This window comes from Mycobacterium sp. MAA66 (assembly GCF_041261665.1).
Lineage (GTDB): Bacteria > Actinomycetota > Actinomycetes > Mycobacteriales > Mycobacteriaceae > Mycobacterium.
Map to the genome: position 1 here is coordinate 25,439 of NZ_JBGCCC010000007.1, position 15,890 is coordinate 41,328.

Annotated in this window: 14 protein-coding genes and 1 pseudogene; 9 read left to right on the top strand and 6 right to left on the bottom strand. The window is 66.4% G+C overall.

Annotation, left to right across the window (positions count from 1 at the left end; translation table 11 throughout):
* Positions 1 to 11 precede the first annotated feature (11 nt).
* Entirely contained in the window at positions 12 to 761 is a 750-nt protein-coding gene (locus ABIA30_RS19135) for a hypothetical protein (RefSeq protein WP_370068240.1), read from the bottom strand.
* A gap of 36 nt (positions 762 to 797) precedes the next feature.
* Here ABIA30_RS19135 and ilvA point away from each other — a divergent pair, with 36 nt between their 5' ends.
* Positions 798 to 2,078: a threonine ammonia-lyase IlvA gene (ilvA, locus tag ABIA30_RS19140; protein ID WP_370068242.1), complete on the top strand. Its 1,281-nt coding sequence runs from the start codon at positions 798 to 800 to the stop codon at positions 2,076 to 2,078.
* A 1-nt stretch (position 2,079) separates the two neighbouring features.
* Here the strand turns inward: ilvA and ABIA30_RS19145 are convergent, their stop codons facing one another.
* The 4 genes from ABIA30_RS19145 to ABIA30_RS19160 form a co-directional block, all read right to left on the bottom strand.
* Entirely contained in the window at positions 2,080 to 2,526 is a 447-nt protein-coding gene (locus tag ABIA30_RS19145; RefSeq protein ID WP_370068244.1) for a hypothetical protein, read from the bottom strand.
* An 84-nt stretch (positions 2,527 to 2,610) separates the two neighbouring features.
* Positions 2,611 to 4,851 (bottom strand): malto-oligosyltrehalose synthase, encoded by a 2,241-nt coding sequence (gene treY, locus ABIA30_RS19150; protein ID WP_370068246.1) that lies wholly within the window; start codon positions 4,849 to 4,851, stop codon positions 2,611 to 2,613.
* A 5-nt stretch (positions 4,852 to 4,856) separates the two neighbouring features.
* Complete coding sequence (gene glgX, locus ABIA30_RS19155) at positions 4,857 to 6,980, bottom strand: glycogen debranching protein GlgX (RefSeq protein ID WP_370068248.1); 2,124 nt, start codon at positions 6,978 to 6,980, stop codon at positions 4,857 to 4,859.
* Between the two features lie 5 nt (positions 6,981 to 6,985).
* Positions 6,986 to 9,139 carry an acyltransferase family protein gene (locus ABIA30_RS19160; RefSeq protein WP_370068250.1) on the bottom strand — a complete coding sequence of 718 codons (2,154 nt, stop codon included), beginning with the start codon at positions 9,137 to 9,139 and terminating at the stop codon, positions 6,986 to 6,988.
* Positions 9,140 to 9,226: 87 nt separating this feature from the next.
* On the opposite strand from ABIA30_RS19160, the gene ABIA30_RS19165 reads away from it, so the two are divergent.
* From ABIA30_RS19165 to ABIA30_RS19185, 5 genes and pseudogenes are all read left to right on the top strand, one after another.
* Positions 9,227 to 10,534, top strand: a complete 1,308-nt coding sequence (locus ABIA30_RS19165) for an adenosylmethionine--8-amino-7-oxononanoate transaminase (protein WP_370068252.1) — start codon at positions 9,227 to 9,229, stop codon at positions 10,532 to 10,534.
* A 40-nt stretch (positions 10,535 to 10,574) separates the two neighbouring features.
* Positions 10,575 to 11,717 carry an 8-amino-7-oxononanoate synthase gene (locus ABIA30_RS19170; RefSeq protein ID WP_370068254.1) on the top strand — a complete coding sequence of 381 codons (1,143 nt, stop codon included), beginning with the start codon at positions 10,575 to 10,577 and terminating at the stop codon, positions 11,715 to 11,717.
* The gene (gene bioD, locus ABIA30_RS19175) at positions 11,714 to 12,406 is read left to right on the top strand and encodes a dethiobiotin synthase (protein ID WP_370068256.1); all 693 of its coding nucleotides are present in this window, start codon (positions 11,714 to 11,716) and stop codon (positions 12,404 to 12,406) included. The genes ABIA30_RS19170 and bioD overlap by 4 nt, the downstream gene beginning before the upstream one ends.
* Before the next feature lies 1 nt (position 12,407).
* Positions 12,408 to 12,917, top strand: a complete 510-nt coding sequence (locus ABIA30_RS19180; protein WP_370068258.1) for a 2'-5' RNA ligase family protein — start codon at positions 12,408 to 12,410, stop codon at positions 12,915 to 12,917.
* An 87-nt stretch (positions 12,918 to 13,004) separates the two neighbouring features.
* A pseudogene (locus tag ABIA30_RS19185) lies at positions 13,005 to 13,246 on the top strand (DUF222 domain-containing protein); the annotation flags it as partial.
* A gap of 68 nt (positions 13,247 to 13,314) precedes the next feature.
* On the opposite strand, the gene ABIA30_RS19190 reads toward ABIA30_RS19185, so the two are convergent.
* The gene (locus ABIA30_RS19190; protein WP_370068260.1) at positions 13,315 to 13,929 is read right to left on the bottom strand and encodes a TetR family transcriptional regulator; all 615 of its coding nucleotides are present in this window, start codon (positions 13,927 to 13,929) and stop codon (positions 13,315 to 13,317) included.
* 48 nt (positions 13,930 to 13,977) lie between these two features.
* Between ABIA30_RS19190 and bioB the strand changes: the two genes are divergently transcribed.
* The 3 genes from bioB to ABIA30_RS19205 are packed head-to-tail and all read left to right on the top strand — an operon-like array spanning position 13,978 to position 15,886.
* Positions 13,978 to 14,985 (top strand): biotin synthase BioB, encoded by a 1,008-nt coding sequence (gene bioB / locus ABIA30_RS19195; RefSeq protein ID WP_370068262.1) that lies wholly within the window; start codon positions 13,978 to 13,980, stop codon positions 14,983 to 14,985.
* Positions 14,985 to 15,224 (top strand): hypothetical protein, encoded by a 240-nt coding sequence (locus ABIA30_RS19200; RefSeq protein WP_370068264.1) that lies wholly within the window; start codon positions 14,985 to 14,987, stop codon positions 15,222 to 15,224. Before bioB ends, ABIA30_RS19200 begins: the two co-directional genes overlap by 1 nt.
* Positions 15,221 to 15,886: a DUF2567 domain-containing protein gene (locus ABIA30_RS19205; protein ID WP_370068266.1), complete on the top strand. Its 666-nt coding sequence runs from the start codon at positions 15,221 to 15,223 to the stop codon at positions 15,884 to 15,886. The genes ABIA30_RS19200 and ABIA30_RS19205 overlap by 4 nt, the downstream gene beginning before the upstream one ends.
* Positions 15,887 to 15,890: the final 4 nt, after the last annotated feature.

Sequence of the window (15,890 nt, forward strand, 5' to 3'; positions counted from 1 at the left end):
TCGGGCGGACATCACCTCAGTACGTTCACCGCGCGGGCGATCACCAGCGCGATGGTCGACATCGCGACCAACGACTGCAGCGTCATCATCGATTTGGCCCACCGTGACAATGGCATGGTGTCGGTGGGGGAGAACGCCACCACGTTGGTGTAGCTCGTGTACAGATAGTCGATGAACGTTGGGCGCCAACCAGGTTTGGCGTTTTGTGGATCGCTCATCTGCGGGAACTGGAAGTCCGGATACGGGTTGTCGCCGGCCCGCCGGGCGAACGGCCCACCCCGGTCCAGCTCCCAGTACCAGATACCGAACACGATGACGTTGGTGATGAAAATCGCTGCGCCGCTGCCCAATAGGACGCCGGCATCATTACTGACCTTGCCGGACAAGATGTTCAGATCCAGGATGATCGCCGATGCGGTGTTGTCGAGGGTGATGGCCGCGGTCAATACGATCATGACCCACCGGCCGACGGCGGTCTGGCGGGACAACCGAACCGGGTTGATGACGATCAGGACCAACACCAACAGCAATTCCAGCGTGATCAACGGCCACCGGGGTATTGCAGGGACGGTGTATTGCTGGGGGATCGCACGCTGTAGGGCCACCGCAGCCAGGATCGCGAAGATCACCGGCAGACGGTTCTCCGGGTCGCCGGGTCGCAGCCACGACGGCACATGATGCTCGGCGCTGTTGGTCAACTGGTGCGTCCGCTCCACGAACGACCTGACCGCCGGTGGCAACGGTTCGGATATGGGGTCCATGGTAAATAGTTTGGCATCGAGTGGCACCATTGATCGGTGTCTGCCGAGCTGAGCCAGGGAACCCACAGGTCGCCGCTTACTGCGGCGGACATCGACATGGCCGCGCAGCGAATTTCTGGAGTCATCACCCGAACCCCGTTGCAGTTCAGCGACCGACTGTCCGCGCTGACCGGAGCCCGCGTCTACTTCAAGCGCGAGGACCTGCAGGCGGTGCGTTCGTACAAGCTGCGCGGCGCCTACAACGTCCTGATGCAGCTCACCGACGAGGAGAAGGCCGCCGGCGTGGTGTGTTCGTCGGCGGGCAATCACGCGCAGGGTTTCGCGCTGGCGTGCAAGTCGATGGGTGTGCACGGCCGGGTCTACGCACCGGCCAAGACGCCCAAGCAGAAGCGTGATCGGATCCGGTACCACGGCGGCGAATTCATCGAGCTGATCATCGGCGGCGCCACCTACGATCTGGCGGCCGAGGCCGCGCTGGACGATGTGGCGCGCACCGGGGCCACCCTGGTCCCGCCCTATGACGACTTACGCACCATGGCCGGCCAGGGCACCATCGCCGTGGAAATCCTCGATCAACTCGACACCGAGCCGGATCTGGTGATCGTGCCGGTCGGCGGCGGTGGCTGCATCAGCGGCATCACCACCTATCTGGCTGAGCGCACCGAAGCGACGGCGGTGCTCGGCGCGGAGCCCGCGGGCGCAGCATCGATGGTCGCCGCCTTGGCCAAGGGCGAGCCGGTGACGTTGGACCATGCCGATCAGTTCGTCGACGGCGCAGCGGTGGCGCGGGCCGGGAACCTGACGTATGCGGCGTTGGCCGCGGCCGGTGACATGGTGTCGATCAACACCGTCGACGAGGGCGCGGTGTGCACCGCGATGCTCGATCTCTATCAGAACGAGGGCATCATCGCCGAGCCGGCCGGCGCCCTATCGGTGGCGGCACTGATGGAAGCCGACATCGAGCCCGGCACGACCGTGGTGTGCCTGATTTCCGGTGGCAACAACGATGTTTCCCGCTACGGCGAGGTACTCGAGCGGTCGCTGGTGCATCTGGGCCTCAAGCACTACTTCCTGGTGAACTTCCCGCAGGAACCGGGCGCGCTGCGACGATTCCTCGACGGGGTGTTGGGGCCCAACGACGACATCACCCTGTTCGAATACGTCAAGCGCAACAATCGGGAAACCGGTGCGGCACTGGTCGGTATCGAACTCGGCTCGGCGGCCGATCATGACGGTCTGTTGGCACGAATGCGTGATTCGGGCATCTACGTTGAGGTGTTGGAACCCGGGTCGCCCTCGTATCGGTACCTGATCTGACCTACCCGGCCTGACGTAGGGGCGGGGCGACCTCGATCAGTTCATGATCGTTGGCGCCGAAGATCGGTTCTATCGGCACGGCGTATTCGGCGGCTGAGGCGGCCAATGCTGCGGCCCACTGTCGGCTCAGCTCGCTGACCGGGCCGGAGCCCGGCCCGGTCAGCAGCAGAGCCACGGTCGTGCCGGGGTCCATCTCGTCGTCCAGCACCGCGGCGAGTTCGTCCATGAGCCCGTCAGCCAGCTCCCGGTCCGGTCTGGGCGGTCGCGGCAGATCGACCAGGATCTTGAGCATACGGCGGTCGGGGCCGACGAATCCGACCCACAGCAGGCGTTCACCGAATCCGAGCCGGCCCATCAGCGCGCGCCAGCGCTGGTGCAGGTCAGCGGTGGAATGGATTGGTTCAGTGGCAGTTTCGATCGGCGGGACGGTCGGTGGCTGGGAATGCATGTGACGAATCATCACCGCAGACTGCGCCACCCCGGTAATGCGTTATCCACAACCGGCGGGGCTGTGGATGACCGTGTTGACGACTCAGCGTTCCAGCAGCACGCCGGGCAGTTCGGCGAACAACTCCGCGGCACTGACCGCGCCACGCAGCACCCGCCCGGTGAGGCGGTCGGTCCAGTCGCCGTCGGGCAACGTCAGATACGTGTCGTGCCAAGCCGGTTGGCGCAGCGTCCAGCGCCGCACCGCCACCAGCACATCGTCGCCGCGCAGAAACCCGATGATGTGATCAGGCGCGGCACCGGTGGCGAACAGCGGCGTGTACCCGCCCGAGAGGTACGTCTGCGGACGTTCACGACGGGACCGCAACCCCGCGGCCACCACACGGGTCTTCGGATGGCTCAAATCATTCAGCTCGGCGCGCAGTCGTGGGAAATCCACCGGCCGCCGATTGTCCGGATCCACCAGGGAGTCGTCCCACACCTCGGTGCCCTGGTAGATGTCCGGAACCCCGGGCACCGTCAGGGACAACAACTTCTGGGCCAGGGCGTCGGATCGCGACGCATCGTCGACCGCGCGCACCAGTGCGGTGATCTCGACAGCGATCGGTCCGTCGAGCACCGCATCGATCCAGTTGGCCAGTTCGTCCTCGAACTGCGTGTCGGGATGCGTCCAGTTGGTGTGCAGGGCTGCCTCTCGTGCGGCCTTGCGGGCGTAGCTGTGTAGCCGCGAACGGAGTTCGTCGCCCACCTCGCCCGATGCAGGCCATACCCCGAAGATGTTCTGCCACAAGAAAAGTCCGGTCACCGGATCGGGCGGTAAGCAGATGTAGTTCCACCGTGCGACTCGTATCGACCATTCGTCGGCGAGCTGCGACAGCACCGAGATGCGGGCCCGGACGTCTTCGCTGCGTTTGGTGTCGTGTGTCGACAGCGTGATCATGGCGACCGGCCAATGTCGGGCGCGCAACGCGGCCCGCTCATGGAACTCCTCGGCGGTCACCGTGAATCGAGTTGGAGTGCTGCCGATTTCGTTGAGCGAGACCAATCGGGTATTGCGGTAGAACTCATTTCCCTCGACGGCGATCGCGGTCGCCGCGGCGCTGAGCTGCTGGAACCGTGTCGCGGGCTCGGGGTGATCCAGCGCGGCCACGATCAGCTGCACCGCGGGCGCCAAATGCGGTGCGGCATGGACGGTGTCGGTGATCGCCTCGGCCAGTATCCGCCCCACGCCGCGGTAATCGGTGCGGTAGACCCCGATGCGGCTCACCAGTTCGGCAATCGCCTCCGGTAGCTCGGGTGCGTCGGTGCCGATGGCCGTGACGATCGCGCGGCGCAGGCGGTTCACCTCGGTGGACAGGGCATGCCGCACGGCCGCGCGCTTGAGTGCCACGGCCTGGGGCGCCGAGCCGGACAGCGCGGTCAGAGTGGCTTCGCCGGTGGGATCGACGAACAGTCCGCCGATCTCACGCAGCCCGTCATAGCCTGTGGTGCCGGCGATCGGCAGGTTGGGGTCCAGCGACTCGCCGGGCTCCAGTACTTTCTCGGCCACGATCCACGCCTCTGGACCGGCCAGTTGACGGAGCCGGTCCAGATAGGCTGGGGGATTGGATAATCCGTCGACGTGGTCGAGTCGCAGGCCATCGACGAGTCCCTCACGCAGCCACCTGCCGACCTCGACGTGGGCGGCCTCGAACACATCCGGATCTTCCGGCCGCACCGCTGCCAGCGAGTTGATCGTGATGAACCTGCGGTAGCCGGACGGGCTGTCGCGCCAACCGGTCAGCCGGTAGTGCTGCCGGGCGTGGACCTCGGCGGCACTGCCCCCGCCGCTGCCGGGACGGACCGGCCACACCCGGTCGCCCAGTCGCAGCACGTCGCCGTCGACCGTCAGGGCATCCAGGTCGGCGTCAGAACCCAACACCGGCAACACCATTCGGCCGTCGGGGTCCAGTGGCCAGTCGATGTCGAAGTGAGCCGCGAACTCCGACCGCCGACCGTGGGTCAGCACATCCCACCACCACGGGTTCTGTTCCGGCCGATCGACGCCGACGTGGTTGGGGACGATATCGACCACCAGCCCCATGCCCCGGGCGCGGGCGGCACGGGCCAGGCTCGAAAATCCCTCGGCGCCGCCGAGCGCGACCGAGATCGAGGTCGGATCGGTGACGTCGTAACCGTGCGTGGACCCGTGTACCGCGGTCAGGATCGGGGACAGGTACAGGTGCGACACCCCGAGATCGTCGAGATAGTCGAGCAACGCCTCGGCGTCGGCGAAAGTCATTCCATCGCCGGACAATTGCAGCCGGTAGGTGGACAGTACCGCCATGGACGTCAGGCGGTCTTCCGCAGCACCAGCAGGCTGCGGGCCGCCAGCGGTACCGTTTCGCCGGCACCGACCACCAGTTCTGTGTGGCCCGTCGGGTCGGTGGTATCCAGTGCAGCAGTCCACTTCTCGGCGTAGCCCTGATCCGGGATGACGAAATCCAGTGCCTGGTCGTGGGCGTTGAAACACAACAGGAACGAGTCATCGGTGACCCGCTCGCCGCGGGCGTTGGGTTCGGGGATGGCGTCGCCGTTGAGGAACACCGTGATGCTCTTGCCGAACCCCGAGCCCCAGTCTTCGAGCGTCATCTCGTGGCCGGCCGGGGTCAGCCAGGCGATGTCGCGGACCTGGTCGCCGCTGCGGATGGGTTTGCCCTCCAAGAACCGTCGGCGGCGGAACACCGGGTGCCGGCGGCGCAGGGCCACCACGGTGCGGGTGAATTCCAAGAGGTCGGCGTTGGATTCGCACATGGTCCAGTCCATCCAGGACAAGTCCGAATCCTGGCAGTAGACGTTGTTGTTGCCGCGTTGGGTACGGCCGATCTCGTCGCCGTGGCTGATCATCGGGGTGCCCTGGGAGAACATCAGGGTGCCCAGGATGTTGCGCGTCTGCCGGCCGCGCAGCGCCAGAATCTCCGGATCTTCGGTGGGCCCTTCCACACCGCAGTTCCAGGATCGGTTGTGGCTCTCGCCGTCGTGATTGTCCTCACCGTTGGCTTCGTTGTGCTTTTCGTTGTAGGACACCAGGTCTGCGAGCGTGAAGCCGTCGTGGCAGATGACGAAGTTGATGCTGGCGCCCGGGCGGCGTCCGGTCGCCTCATACAGATCCGACGAACCGGTCAGCCGGGATGCGAACTCGCCCAACGTCGCCGGCTCTCCGCGCCAGTAGTCGCGAACGGTGTCGCGGTACTTGCCGTTCCACTCGGTCCACAGCCCAGGGAAGTTGCCGACCTGATATCCGCCCTCGCCGATGTCCCACGGTTCGGCGATCAACTTGACCTGGCTGATCACCGGATCCTGTTGCACCAGGTCGAAAAACGCGCTCAGCCGGTCCACGTCGTAGAACTCGCGGGCCAGTGTCGAGGCCAGATCGAACCGGAATCCGTCGACGTGCATCTCCAGCACCCAGTAGCGCAGCGAGTCCATGATCAGCTGCAGGGTGTGCGGGTGACGCGCGTTGAGGCTGTTGCCGGTGCCGGTGAAATCCTTGTACAGCGCGAGATCTTCGTCGGCGAGCCGGTAGTACGCGGCGTTGTCGATGCCCCGGAAGTTGACGGTGGGTCCCAGGTGGTTGCCCTCGGCGGTGTGGTTGTAGACCACGTCGAGGATCACCTCGATCCCGGCCTCGTGGAACGATCGCACCATGGTCTTGAACTCGGCCACCTCGCCACCCGCGTGCGGGGCGGACGAGTACTGGTGGTGCGGCGCGAAGAATCCGAAAGTGTTGTAACCCCAGTAGTTTCGCAGGCCCAGGTCCAGCAGGCGGTGATCGTGCATGAACTGGTGCACCGGCATCAGCTCGATGGCGGTGACCGACAGCGACTGCAGGTGTTCGATGATCGCGGGGTGAGCCAGCCCGGCGTAGGTGCCGCGTTGCTCTGGCGGGATGGCTGGGTGGGTCTGCGTCATGCCCTTGACATGGGCCTCGTAGATGACGGTCTCGTGATACGGGGTGCCCGGCTTACGGTCGGTGCCCCAGTTGAAGAACGGATTGATCACCACACTGGTCATGGTGTGGCCCAGCGAATCGACCCCCGGCGGCGTCGCGGTGGTATCGGGCGCCTCGAGGTCGTAGGAGTACAGGGCCTGGCTGAATTCGAAGTCGCCGTGGAACGACTTGCCGTACGGATCGAGCAGCAGCTTGCTCGGATCGCAGCGATGACCGGCCGCCGGATCCCACGGCCCGTAGACCCGGAACCCGTACCGTTGCCCGGGCGTCACGTTCGGCAGGTAGCAATGCCAGACATATCCGTCGACCTCATCGAGGTTGATCCGCTGCTCGGAACCGTCCTTGGCGATCAGGCACAGCTCGACGCTATCGGCGACCTCCGAGAACAGCGAGAAGTTGGTGCCGGCACCGTCATAGGTCGCACCGAGCGGGTAGGCCGCGCCGGGCCAGACAGTGGTGGCCATGGCCCTCACCACCAGCCGGTTCGGTCCGCCATCTGCCGTCCGAGCTCTCCCACCATGGTGCGCATATACGTGGCGGAGAGGTGATGAGAATCGTGATACAGCAACACATTTCCCTCCACAGCGCGACAAATGTCCGGGCGACATACCGCATTACTCATGTCGAGCGTCTTCAACAACGGGAACTGCCCGACGAAATCCTCGGTGGGATTGTGCTCGGACAGTACCTCGGAGCGCTTGATTCCGCAGGATTCCGCGTTGCCGCCGCTGGCCAGGCAATCGGCTGGGAAGAACGCCCTGCCGTCACGCACCAGCCATGGGGTGTCCCGCATGGCCAGGATCGGGATGTTGGCGCTGGACAACTGTTGCCAGATGCCGATGTACGTGCCCGGCATGACGTCGCCCGGTTTGATGTTCCAGGGCCGGGTCGAGGTGGTGAAGACGTAGTCGGGGTGCGAGGCAATGAGTTTGGGCATGACCAGCTCATTCCACTCGTAGCACTTGGGGTATGGCCGGTTGTCACCCATCACCAGCGGATTGGTCTCGGTCGACAGTGGGCAACCCATCTTCAGGTAGGTCACGACCTTGAAGTGGTAGTGCCTGCCCAGCATGTCCAGCGCCGTGATCCAGTGTTCGGCGTGCGATCCGCCGGCGAGGTCGATGGTGCGCGCGGCCGCGGTGTCGCCGTACACACAGTTACGAATGGACAGGTCGTCGAAGTCCGCGATGCAGCCGTCTGCGGTGGTTTTGGGGACGTCGTCGTGGGCTTCCAGAACCGTCGGACGGAACGGCAGCACCGGCACCTTCAGATGCGGGGTCAGTAGCGCACGCGCGCCGGGGTAGTCCTGCGGGGAGAGGGTGAGCAGCTCCTTGCCCTTGGCCCGTTCGGCGGTCATGTGCTCGCGCCAGGTGAAGGAGGTGGCCGTCAGGACCACACCGAGCAGCGTCACGAACGACCCCAGCACGATGGTGGGACGGCGTAGCCGGGTCCGCAGCGGTGGCCGCGTGACCGGGACGCGAGCCGCACCGACGCGGTAGCGCAACGGGTTCTCGACGTAGCGGGTGGTGAGCCAGGCGAGGACGCCGGAGACCAGCAGCACGGCCGAACCGTCGAGGAACCCGGCTTTGGTATCGCCGGTGTAGGCCAGCCAGAAGATCAACAGTGGCCAGTGCCACAGGTACAGCGAATACGAGATGGCCCCGAGCGCCATGAACGGTCGGCGGGTCAGCAGCCGGTTGGGTGCGGGCAATTCCTCGGTGTGGTTGGCCGCGCTGAGGATGAACAGCATGGTGGCGCCGACGGGCACCAGGGCCCAGGGGCCGGGGAACTCGCGGACCCCATCGATCAGCGCGCCGCAGGACACGATCGTTGCCAGGGCCAGCGCGGAGACCACGGTGCGCAACCACATCGGCCACCGCACCGAAGGCACCACGGCCCCGATGAGTGCCCCGAGCAACAGCTCCCAGCCGCGCGCGAAGCTGTTGTAGTAGGCGCTGACCTGATCGGCCTGGTGCGCGTATATCGCGTAGACGAACGAAGCCACGGTCAGCGCGCTGAGCAACACGATGAACCAGAACCGCAGCCGGTCGCCCAGCTTGTCCCGTAGCACCGCCGCGAACCCGAAGATCAGTGCCAGGAACGCCACGTAGAACTGCCCCTGCACGGACATCGACCAGATGTGCTGCAGCGGGCTGACGGCTTCACCCGCGCGCAGGTAGTTCGAAGCGGTGTCGGCCAGCTCCCAGTTCTGGAAGTAGAACAGGCTGGCCAGGCTCTGGTCGGCAAACGTCTCCCAGCGCGTCTCCGGCTGGATCGTGATGGTCAAGATGGCGGCGGCGGCCAGCACGACGACAAGCGCCGGCAGCAGTCGTCGGGCCAGCCGGCGCAGCTCCGGACCGGGCGACAGCGAGCTTTCCGGGGTGAGCGCGGTGCGTAAGAGTTTGCCGCCGAAGAAGAATCCGGACAGCGCCAAGAAGACGTCGACACCGCCCGATACCCGGCCAAACCACACGTGGAAGACGGCTACGAGGGCGATCGCGATGCCCCGGAGTCCGTCGAGGTCGTACCGGTAGAAACCCGACTTGGCGCCGCCGACTGGGGCACTCGGGGCCGCGGGGGACCCGGGCGCCGCGGCTGGTCGGGGTGCTGCAAGAGTCGTCATGGTCGCCCGTCAATCTACCCAACATCCAGGCGCTGTTCATGCTGCCGCCGCAGCTTTGCAGTACCTGTGAGCAAAGGAATCTCCGCGATGCCCGTGCCGGCGTTGAGCCCGTCCGAGATCAGCGCGCTCGATGCGGCGCACGTTTGGCACCCGTACAGCACCATCGGTGCTACTGACTCCGCGGCATTGGCACCGGTGGTGGCGACCGAGGCGCACGGCACCATGCTGACGCTGATTCACCGGGGGAGGCCGGTCCAGGTCATCGATGCGATGAGCTCGTGGTGGACCGCCGTGCACGGCCATGGACATCCGGTGTTGGATGCGGCGATCATGCGGCAACTGGGAACGATGAACCACGTGATGTTCGGTGGCCTGACGCACGAACCGGCGGCCCGGCTGGCCCAGCTGCTGGTGCAGGTCACCCCGGCGGGTCTGGACACCGTGTTCTTCTCGGACTCAGGTTCGGTGTCGGTCGAGGTCGCCGCCAAGATGGCGCTGCAGTATCAGCGCAGCCTGGGCCGGCCGGGCAAGCACAAGTTGATGACCTGGCGCGGCGGGTATCACGGGGACACCTTCGCCCCGATGAGCGTGTGCGACCCGGAGGGCGGCATGCACTCGATCTGGACCGACGTGCTGATGCCGCAGGTCTTCGCGCCTCAGGTGCCCAGCGGGTATGACACCGCGTATGTCGATGCGTTCGAGTCGCAGCTGATCGAGCACGCCGCGGAACTCGCGGCCGTGATCGTCGAGCCGGTGGTGCAGGGTGCCGGCGGCATGCGGTTCCACGATCCGCGGTACCTGACCGATCTTCGGGACATCTGTACCCGGCACGACGTATTGCTGATCTTCGACGAGATCGCCACCGGGTTCGGTCGCACCGGTGAGCTGTTCGCCGCCGACCACGCCGGCGTCAGCCCGGACATCATGTGTGTCGGCAAGGCGATGACCGGCGGTTATGTGACGCTGGCTGCGACGCTGTGCACCGGTGAGATCGCCCGGGTCATCAGCTCCGGCGAGCCCGGGGCTCTGATGCACGGGCCCACGTTCATGGCCAACGCGCTGGCCTGCGCCGTATCGGTGGCGTCGGTGGAACTGCTGTTGGGTCAGGACTGGAAAGCCTCGGTAGCGGCCATCGAGGACGGGCTACGTCGCGGGCTGACTCCGGCCGCCGAGCTGTCGGGGGTTGCCGATGTGCGGGTGTTGGGTGCCATCGGCGTCATCGAAATGACCGAACCGGTCGATATGGCGGTCGCGACCGCCACGGCCATCGAACATGGGCTGTGGCTGCGGCCGTTCCGGAACCTGGTGTACGTCATGCCGCCGTTCGTCTGTACGCCCGAGGAGATCGACTGCATCACCTCAGGAATGGTCGCGGTCGCCCGTGCGCTAACCTGAACACCGTTCAAGTGCCGTGTTGACCAGTCAGGAGTGCCCGATGACCGACCCATCGCCGCTGGCCTGGCTAGGCGACGTCGAGCGGCAGCGCCAGTCGGCCGGCCTGCGCCGGGTGCTGCGGGTGCGACCGCCCGTCGGCACCGAGCTGGACCTGGCCTCCAATGACTACCTGGGTCTATCCCAGCATCCCGAGGTTCTCGAGGGCGGGATCGAGGCGCTGCGCACCTGGGGCGCGGGCTCGGGCGGATCGCGCCTGGTGACCGGCAACACCGAACTGCACGAGGCGTTCGAAGTCGACCTCGCCGAGTTCATGGGCGCCGAATCGGCCCTGGTTTTCTCGTCCGGCTACACCGCCAATATCGGTGCGGTAGCCAGTCTTTCGGGCCCGGGGTCGCTGGTGGTGTCGGACGCCTACAGCCACGCCTCGCTGGTCGACGCCTGCCGGTTGTCGCGGGCGCGCGTGGTGGTGACTCCACACAACGACGTCGCGGCGATCGAGACCGCTCTGGTCAGCCGATCCGAGGAGCGCGCCGTGGTGATCACCGACTCGGTGTTCTCCACCGACGGTGCGATGGCGCCGCTGCGCGAACTCCATCAGGTGTGCCGCCGTCACGGCGCGCTGCTGATCGTCGATGAGGCGCACGGTTTGGGTGTTCGCGGCGAAGGCGGCCGTGGCCTGGTGCACGAGGTCGGTTTGGCCGGCGTGCCCGACGTCGTGGTGACCACGACCCTGTCCAAGTCGCTGGGCAGCCAGGGCGGCGTCGTGCTCGGGCCGGCCGCCGTTCGGGCCCACCTGATCGACGCGGCGCGCACCTTCATCTTCGACACCGGCCTGGCGCCGGCTGCCGTCGGCTCGGCCCGGGCGGCGCTGCGCGTGTTGATGGTCGAGCCCTGGCGTGCCCAGGCGGTACTGACGCATGCCGCGGCGTTGGCAGAGTTCGGCGGAGTGTCGGAGGTGCCTGACTCCGCGGTGGTGTCGGTGATCCTCGGTGAGCCCGAGGTGGCGTTGGCCGCTGCGGCCGCCTGTCTGGAGCGTGGGGTGCGGGTCGGATGCTTCCGGCCGCCGACGGTGCCGACCGGAACTTCGCGACTACGGCTGACTGCGCGGGCCTCGTTGGACGACACCGAGCTGGATCTGGCCCGCCGGGTCTTGGGTGAGGTTCTGACGCTGGTGCGCTCGTGACGGTGCTGTTGGTCACCGGCACCGATACCGGCGTCGGCAAGACCATCGCCACCTCGGCGCTGGCCTGCAGTGCGCGGTTATCGGGCATCGACGTCGCGGTGTGCAAGCCGGTGCAGACCGGGTTCGCACCGGCTCTCGGGCACGGCGACGACGACCTGGCCGAAGTGGCGAGGTTGTCCGGAGTCGGTGAGCTGGCGCCGGGTTGGCGTTATCCCGAGCCGTTGGCGCCGGTGGCCGCAGCCGAGTTGGCCGGAATGGAATTACCTTCGCGAACAGAGCTTTTGGCGCTGATCCATGGCGTCGACGGGCCCGGCCGACTGACGTTGGTCGAGGGGGCCGGGGGACTGCTGGTGGCGCTGGGTGCCTCCGGCGTGACGTTGCGCGATCTGGCGGTGGACCTCGGTGCTGCCGTGTTGGTGGTGGTGGCGCCGGGTCTGGGGACGCTGAACCACACGGGCTTGACGGTGGAGTCGCTTGCCGCGCACGGAATTACCTGCGCCGGATTGGTGGTGGGCGCGTGGCCGTCGGAGCCGGGACCGGCCGAGGTCTCCAACCGCGGCGAGTTGGAACGGATTGCGCCCGTGCGGGCGGTACTGCCGGCTGGTGCAGGGGCATTGTCGTCGGAGGTGTTCGCCGCTGTGAGTGCCGATGCTTTTGACCCGCAATGGGTTTCGGGCTTGATCAGCTGACATGGTGCATTCGGTCGAGCTGCTGTTCGACCCGGAAACCGAGGCGGCGATCCGGGATAGTTGGGACGCGTTGCGGGATAACGGGATTGCCGCTCAACCACCCGGGGCTCGGCCGCATGCCACCCTGACCGTCGCGGAGCAGATCGATGACGCGGTGTTGCCAACGCTGTCCGGGCTTGCCGACAGGTTCCCGTTCGCGGCTCGGATCGGCGCAGCCCTGGTGTTCGGTCGCTCGGCTGGAATTCTCGCGCGTCTTGTGGTGCCGAGCCTGGAACTGCTCGATCTGCACGCCGAAGTGACCCGGCTCACCGCACCGCATCTGGCGCCCGGGCCGATGCCGCACACTGTGCCCGGCGATTGGACGCCCCACGTCACGCTGGCGCGCCGGGTCTCGTCGGACCAGTTGGCCGCCGCACTCCAGATTGCCGGTCGGCCGGCAGATATTGCCGCCACGGTCAGTGGATTGCGATTGTGGAATGGCAACGCCCGTAAAGAGATTCAGGTCATTTGAGGTTTGGACTGGTTCGGCATAACGGGCCTTTGGTCTTTGACTTCTCGGGACCCATGGTTTGTCGGACCCCTCTGTGATGATGGTGTCATGTCCACCGCCGCAACACCTTTGGCCACCGGGGTGCATCCCGGTGAGCGTCTGGAGGTGTTGTTCGAGGAGATCGCGGAGCTGACCGGTCAGCGCAACGCGATCGACGGGCGTTTGGCGCACATCGTCGCGGAGATCGAACGTGACGGATTGGGGGTGTCACCGGCGCTCGGTCGCTTCCGTCGTTGGTGGCGTGGAAAGCCGGGGTGACACCACACAATGCCGAAACCATGGTGGTGGTACCAACCATTCCACCCGCCACCACCGTCGACGAACTAGTCGGTCTCCCCACGGCGGCAGCCGACTCTGGTCAGTACACCTCAACTTGCGAGACGTGCCCCAGACCGTCGGACTCGTCATGCGCCGCCAGCCCCTCGATCAGCAAATTCAGACCGAAAGCGAAACGGCCACTGGCATTTTCGGTCCACACGGCTTCCCCGTCGGCCACCTCGGCGCCCGCTGCGTCCCACTGCATCCGGGATTGCTCGTCGGCGGTGAAACCCAACACGTAGTAGATGACGGTGCGCGCGGCCAGTTCGGCGTCGTCCCTTGTGAGTCCCGAGTCGATACATGCCCCGGTCAGAGCATCGACGATTCGGCGCATCTGAGTGGAGCGTCCCGCGGAGAAACTGGCCGAGACCAGCTCTGCGCCGTCGGTGGCGGACAGCAAGGCATCGCGCAGGGCCGAGCACAGTGCCACTATTCGGCCGGGCCAGGCCCCGGCCACCGCGGGGTCGGCCGCGGAGGCCAGCAGCCGGTCGGCGACGGCGCCCAGAAGCTCCTGTTTGTCGGCGAAATGCCAGTACAGCGCGCCAGGGCTGACGTTGAGCTCGCGGGCCAGCCGACGCATGGTCAGGTCGGCGATCCCGTAGTTGTCGAGGATCTCGGCGGCTTTGGCGACCACGTCGCTTCGGTGCAGTTGCACGGCTGTATCCTAAACACCGTTCAAGTTTGGATTTCAGGAGGATCTCCAGTGACTCAGGCCGCCACTGATGTGTTGGGTATTGCCCGCGAACAGGTTTTGGAGCGAGGCGAAGGCCTGACCCAGGAGCAGGTGCTGGAGGTGCTGCAGCTCCCCGACGATCGCCTCGAAGACTTGCTTGCCCTCGCGCACGAGGTGCGGATGAAGTGGTGTGGTCCCGAGGTCGAGGTCGAGGGCATCATCAGCCTCAAGACCGGCGGCTGCCCTGAGGACTGCCACTTCTGCTCGCAGTCGGGGCTGTTTGCCTCGCCGGTACGCAGCGCCTGGCTGGACATCCCGAGCCTGGTCGAAGCCGCCAAGCAGACTGCCAAGACCGGTGCCACCGAGTTCTGCATCGTGGCCGCGGTCCGCGGACCCGATGAGCGGCTGTTGGCGCAGGTCGCCGCCGGCATCGAAGCGATCCGCAACGAGGTCGACATCCAGATCGCCTGCTCGCTGGGCATGCTTGACCAGGAGCAGGTGGACCGGCTGAAGGCCATGGGCGTGCACCGTTACAACCACAACCTGGAGACCTCCAAGTCGTACTTCCCCAACGTCGTCACCACCCACACCTGGGAAGAACGCTGGGGCACCCTCGAGATGGTCCGCGAGGCGGGCATGGAGGTGTGCTGCGGCGGCATCCTGGGCATGGGCGAGACGCTGGAGCAGCGCGCGGAGTTCGCCGCGAACCTGGCCGAGCTCAACCCGCACGAGGTCCCGCTGAACTTCCTGAACCCGCGCCCGGGCACGCCGTTCGGTGACCTTGAGGTGCTGCCGGCCGCCGACGCGCTGCGCGCCGTCGCCGCGTTCCGGCTGGCCATGCCCCGCACCATGCTCCGGTTCGCCGGTGGTCGTGAGATCACCCTCGGCGACCTCGGCGCCAAGCAGGGCATCCTGGGTGGCATCAACGCTGTCATCGTCGGCAACTACCTGACTACGCTGGGGCGCCCGGCCGAGTCCGACCTGGAACTACTCGACGATCTGCAGATGCCGATCAAGGCCCTCAACGCCACACTGTGATGACCCGCGAGTTGCCCGCACCGGTGAGTGCCGGCAAGTTCAACGTCTATACCGGCGTCGAGACCAGTGTCGCCGCCGGCGCCGTGGTGCCCACGACGGCTCAGCTCGGGCTGGAGGCGCCGCGGTTCTGTGCCGAATGCGGCCGCCGGATGGTGGTTCAGGTACGCCCCGACGGCTGGTGGGCCAAGTGCTCGCGGCACGGGGTGGTGGATTCGAAGGACCTGGACACTCAACGATGACCGTCGCCGTCGAAAGGCCGGAATCCGCACTGCCGCCGAAACTTTCTCATCGGGCAGCGGCGCTGCGGGTGGCAATCGGCTTCGCGTTGGCCGGGGTGTTGGTCGGCGCGCTGTGGGCCCTGGTGGTGCCTCCTATCCACGGTGCCATCGTGTTGAGCCGCAAGGGCGAACGGGTTTCGGGCTTCATCGGCGATGAATCCGACCGAGTATTCCTGGGTGCGGCGCTGTTGGTCGGCTTCCTCGGGGTGCTCGCGGCCGTGACCACGGTGCTGGTCTGGCAATGGCGCGCACATCGCGGCCCCCTGATGGCTGCGGCCCTGGCATTGGGTGGTCTTGCTGCAGGCGGTGCTGCGCCGGGAGTTGGTGCGGCGCTTGCGCATTGGCGGTACGGATCGGTCGATATCGCGGCTGCGCCGGTGTCGGCGGAGCATCGGGTGTTCTATACCACCGAGGCGCCGTCGGCGGTGTTCGGGCATTCGCCGTGGCTCCTGGCGGCCACGGTGTTTTTCCCGGCTGGCATCGCGGCGTTGGTGTACGCCTTCTGTGTGTTGGCTACCAAGCGAGACGATCTGGGTGCGTGGCCGCCCGTCGAACCGTCCGTGACCGGATCGCCGATTTTGGCGGACTCTCCGACGGACGACGCTCTGCCGTCCGTCGGCTGATCGA

Excerpts from the sequence above, each read along its gene's own strand:
- glgX (WP_370068248.1), bottom strand. The coding sequence starts at position 6,980 with ATGGCCACCACTGTCTGGCCCGGCGCGGCCTACCCGCTCGGTGCGACC.
- ABIA30_RS19135 (WP_370068240.1), bottom strand. The coding sequence starts at position 761 with ATGGACCCCATATCCGAACCGTTGCCACCGGCGGTCAGGTCGTTCGTG.
- ABIA30_RS19160 (WP_370068250.1), bottom strand. The coding sequence starts at position 9,139 with ATGACGACTCTTGCAGCACCCCGACCAGCCGCGGCGCCCGGGTCCCCC.
- ABIA30_RS19165 (WP_370068252.1), top strand. The coding sequence starts at position 9,227 with ATGCCCGTGCCGGCGTTGAGCCCGTCCGAGATCAGCGCGCTCGATGCG.
- treY (WP_370068246.1), bottom strand. The coding sequence starts at position 4,851 with ATGGCGGTACTGTCCACCTACCGGCTGCAATTGTCCGGCGATGGAATG.
- ABIA30_RS19145 (WP_370068244.1), bottom strand. The coding sequence starts at position 2,526 with ATGCATTCCCAGCCACCGACCGTCCCGCCGATCGAAACTGCCACTGAA.
- ABIA30_RS19170 (WP_370068254.1), top strand. The coding sequence starts at position 10,575 with ATGACCGACCCATCGCCGCTGGCCTGGCTAGGCGACGTCGAGCGGCAG.
- ABIA30_RS19200 (WP_370068264.1), top strand. The coding sequence starts at position 14,985 with ATGACCCGCGAGTTGCCCGCACCGGTGAGTGCCGGCAAGTTCAACGTC.
- ABIA30_RS19180 (WP_370068258.1), top strand. The coding sequence starts at position 12,408 with ATGGTGCATTCGGTCGAGCTGCTGTTCGACCCGGAAACCGAGGCGGCG.
- ABIA30_RS19205 (WP_370068266.1), top strand. The coding sequence starts at position 15,221 with ATGACCGTCGCCGTCGAAAGGCCGGAATCCGCACTGCCGCCGAAACTT.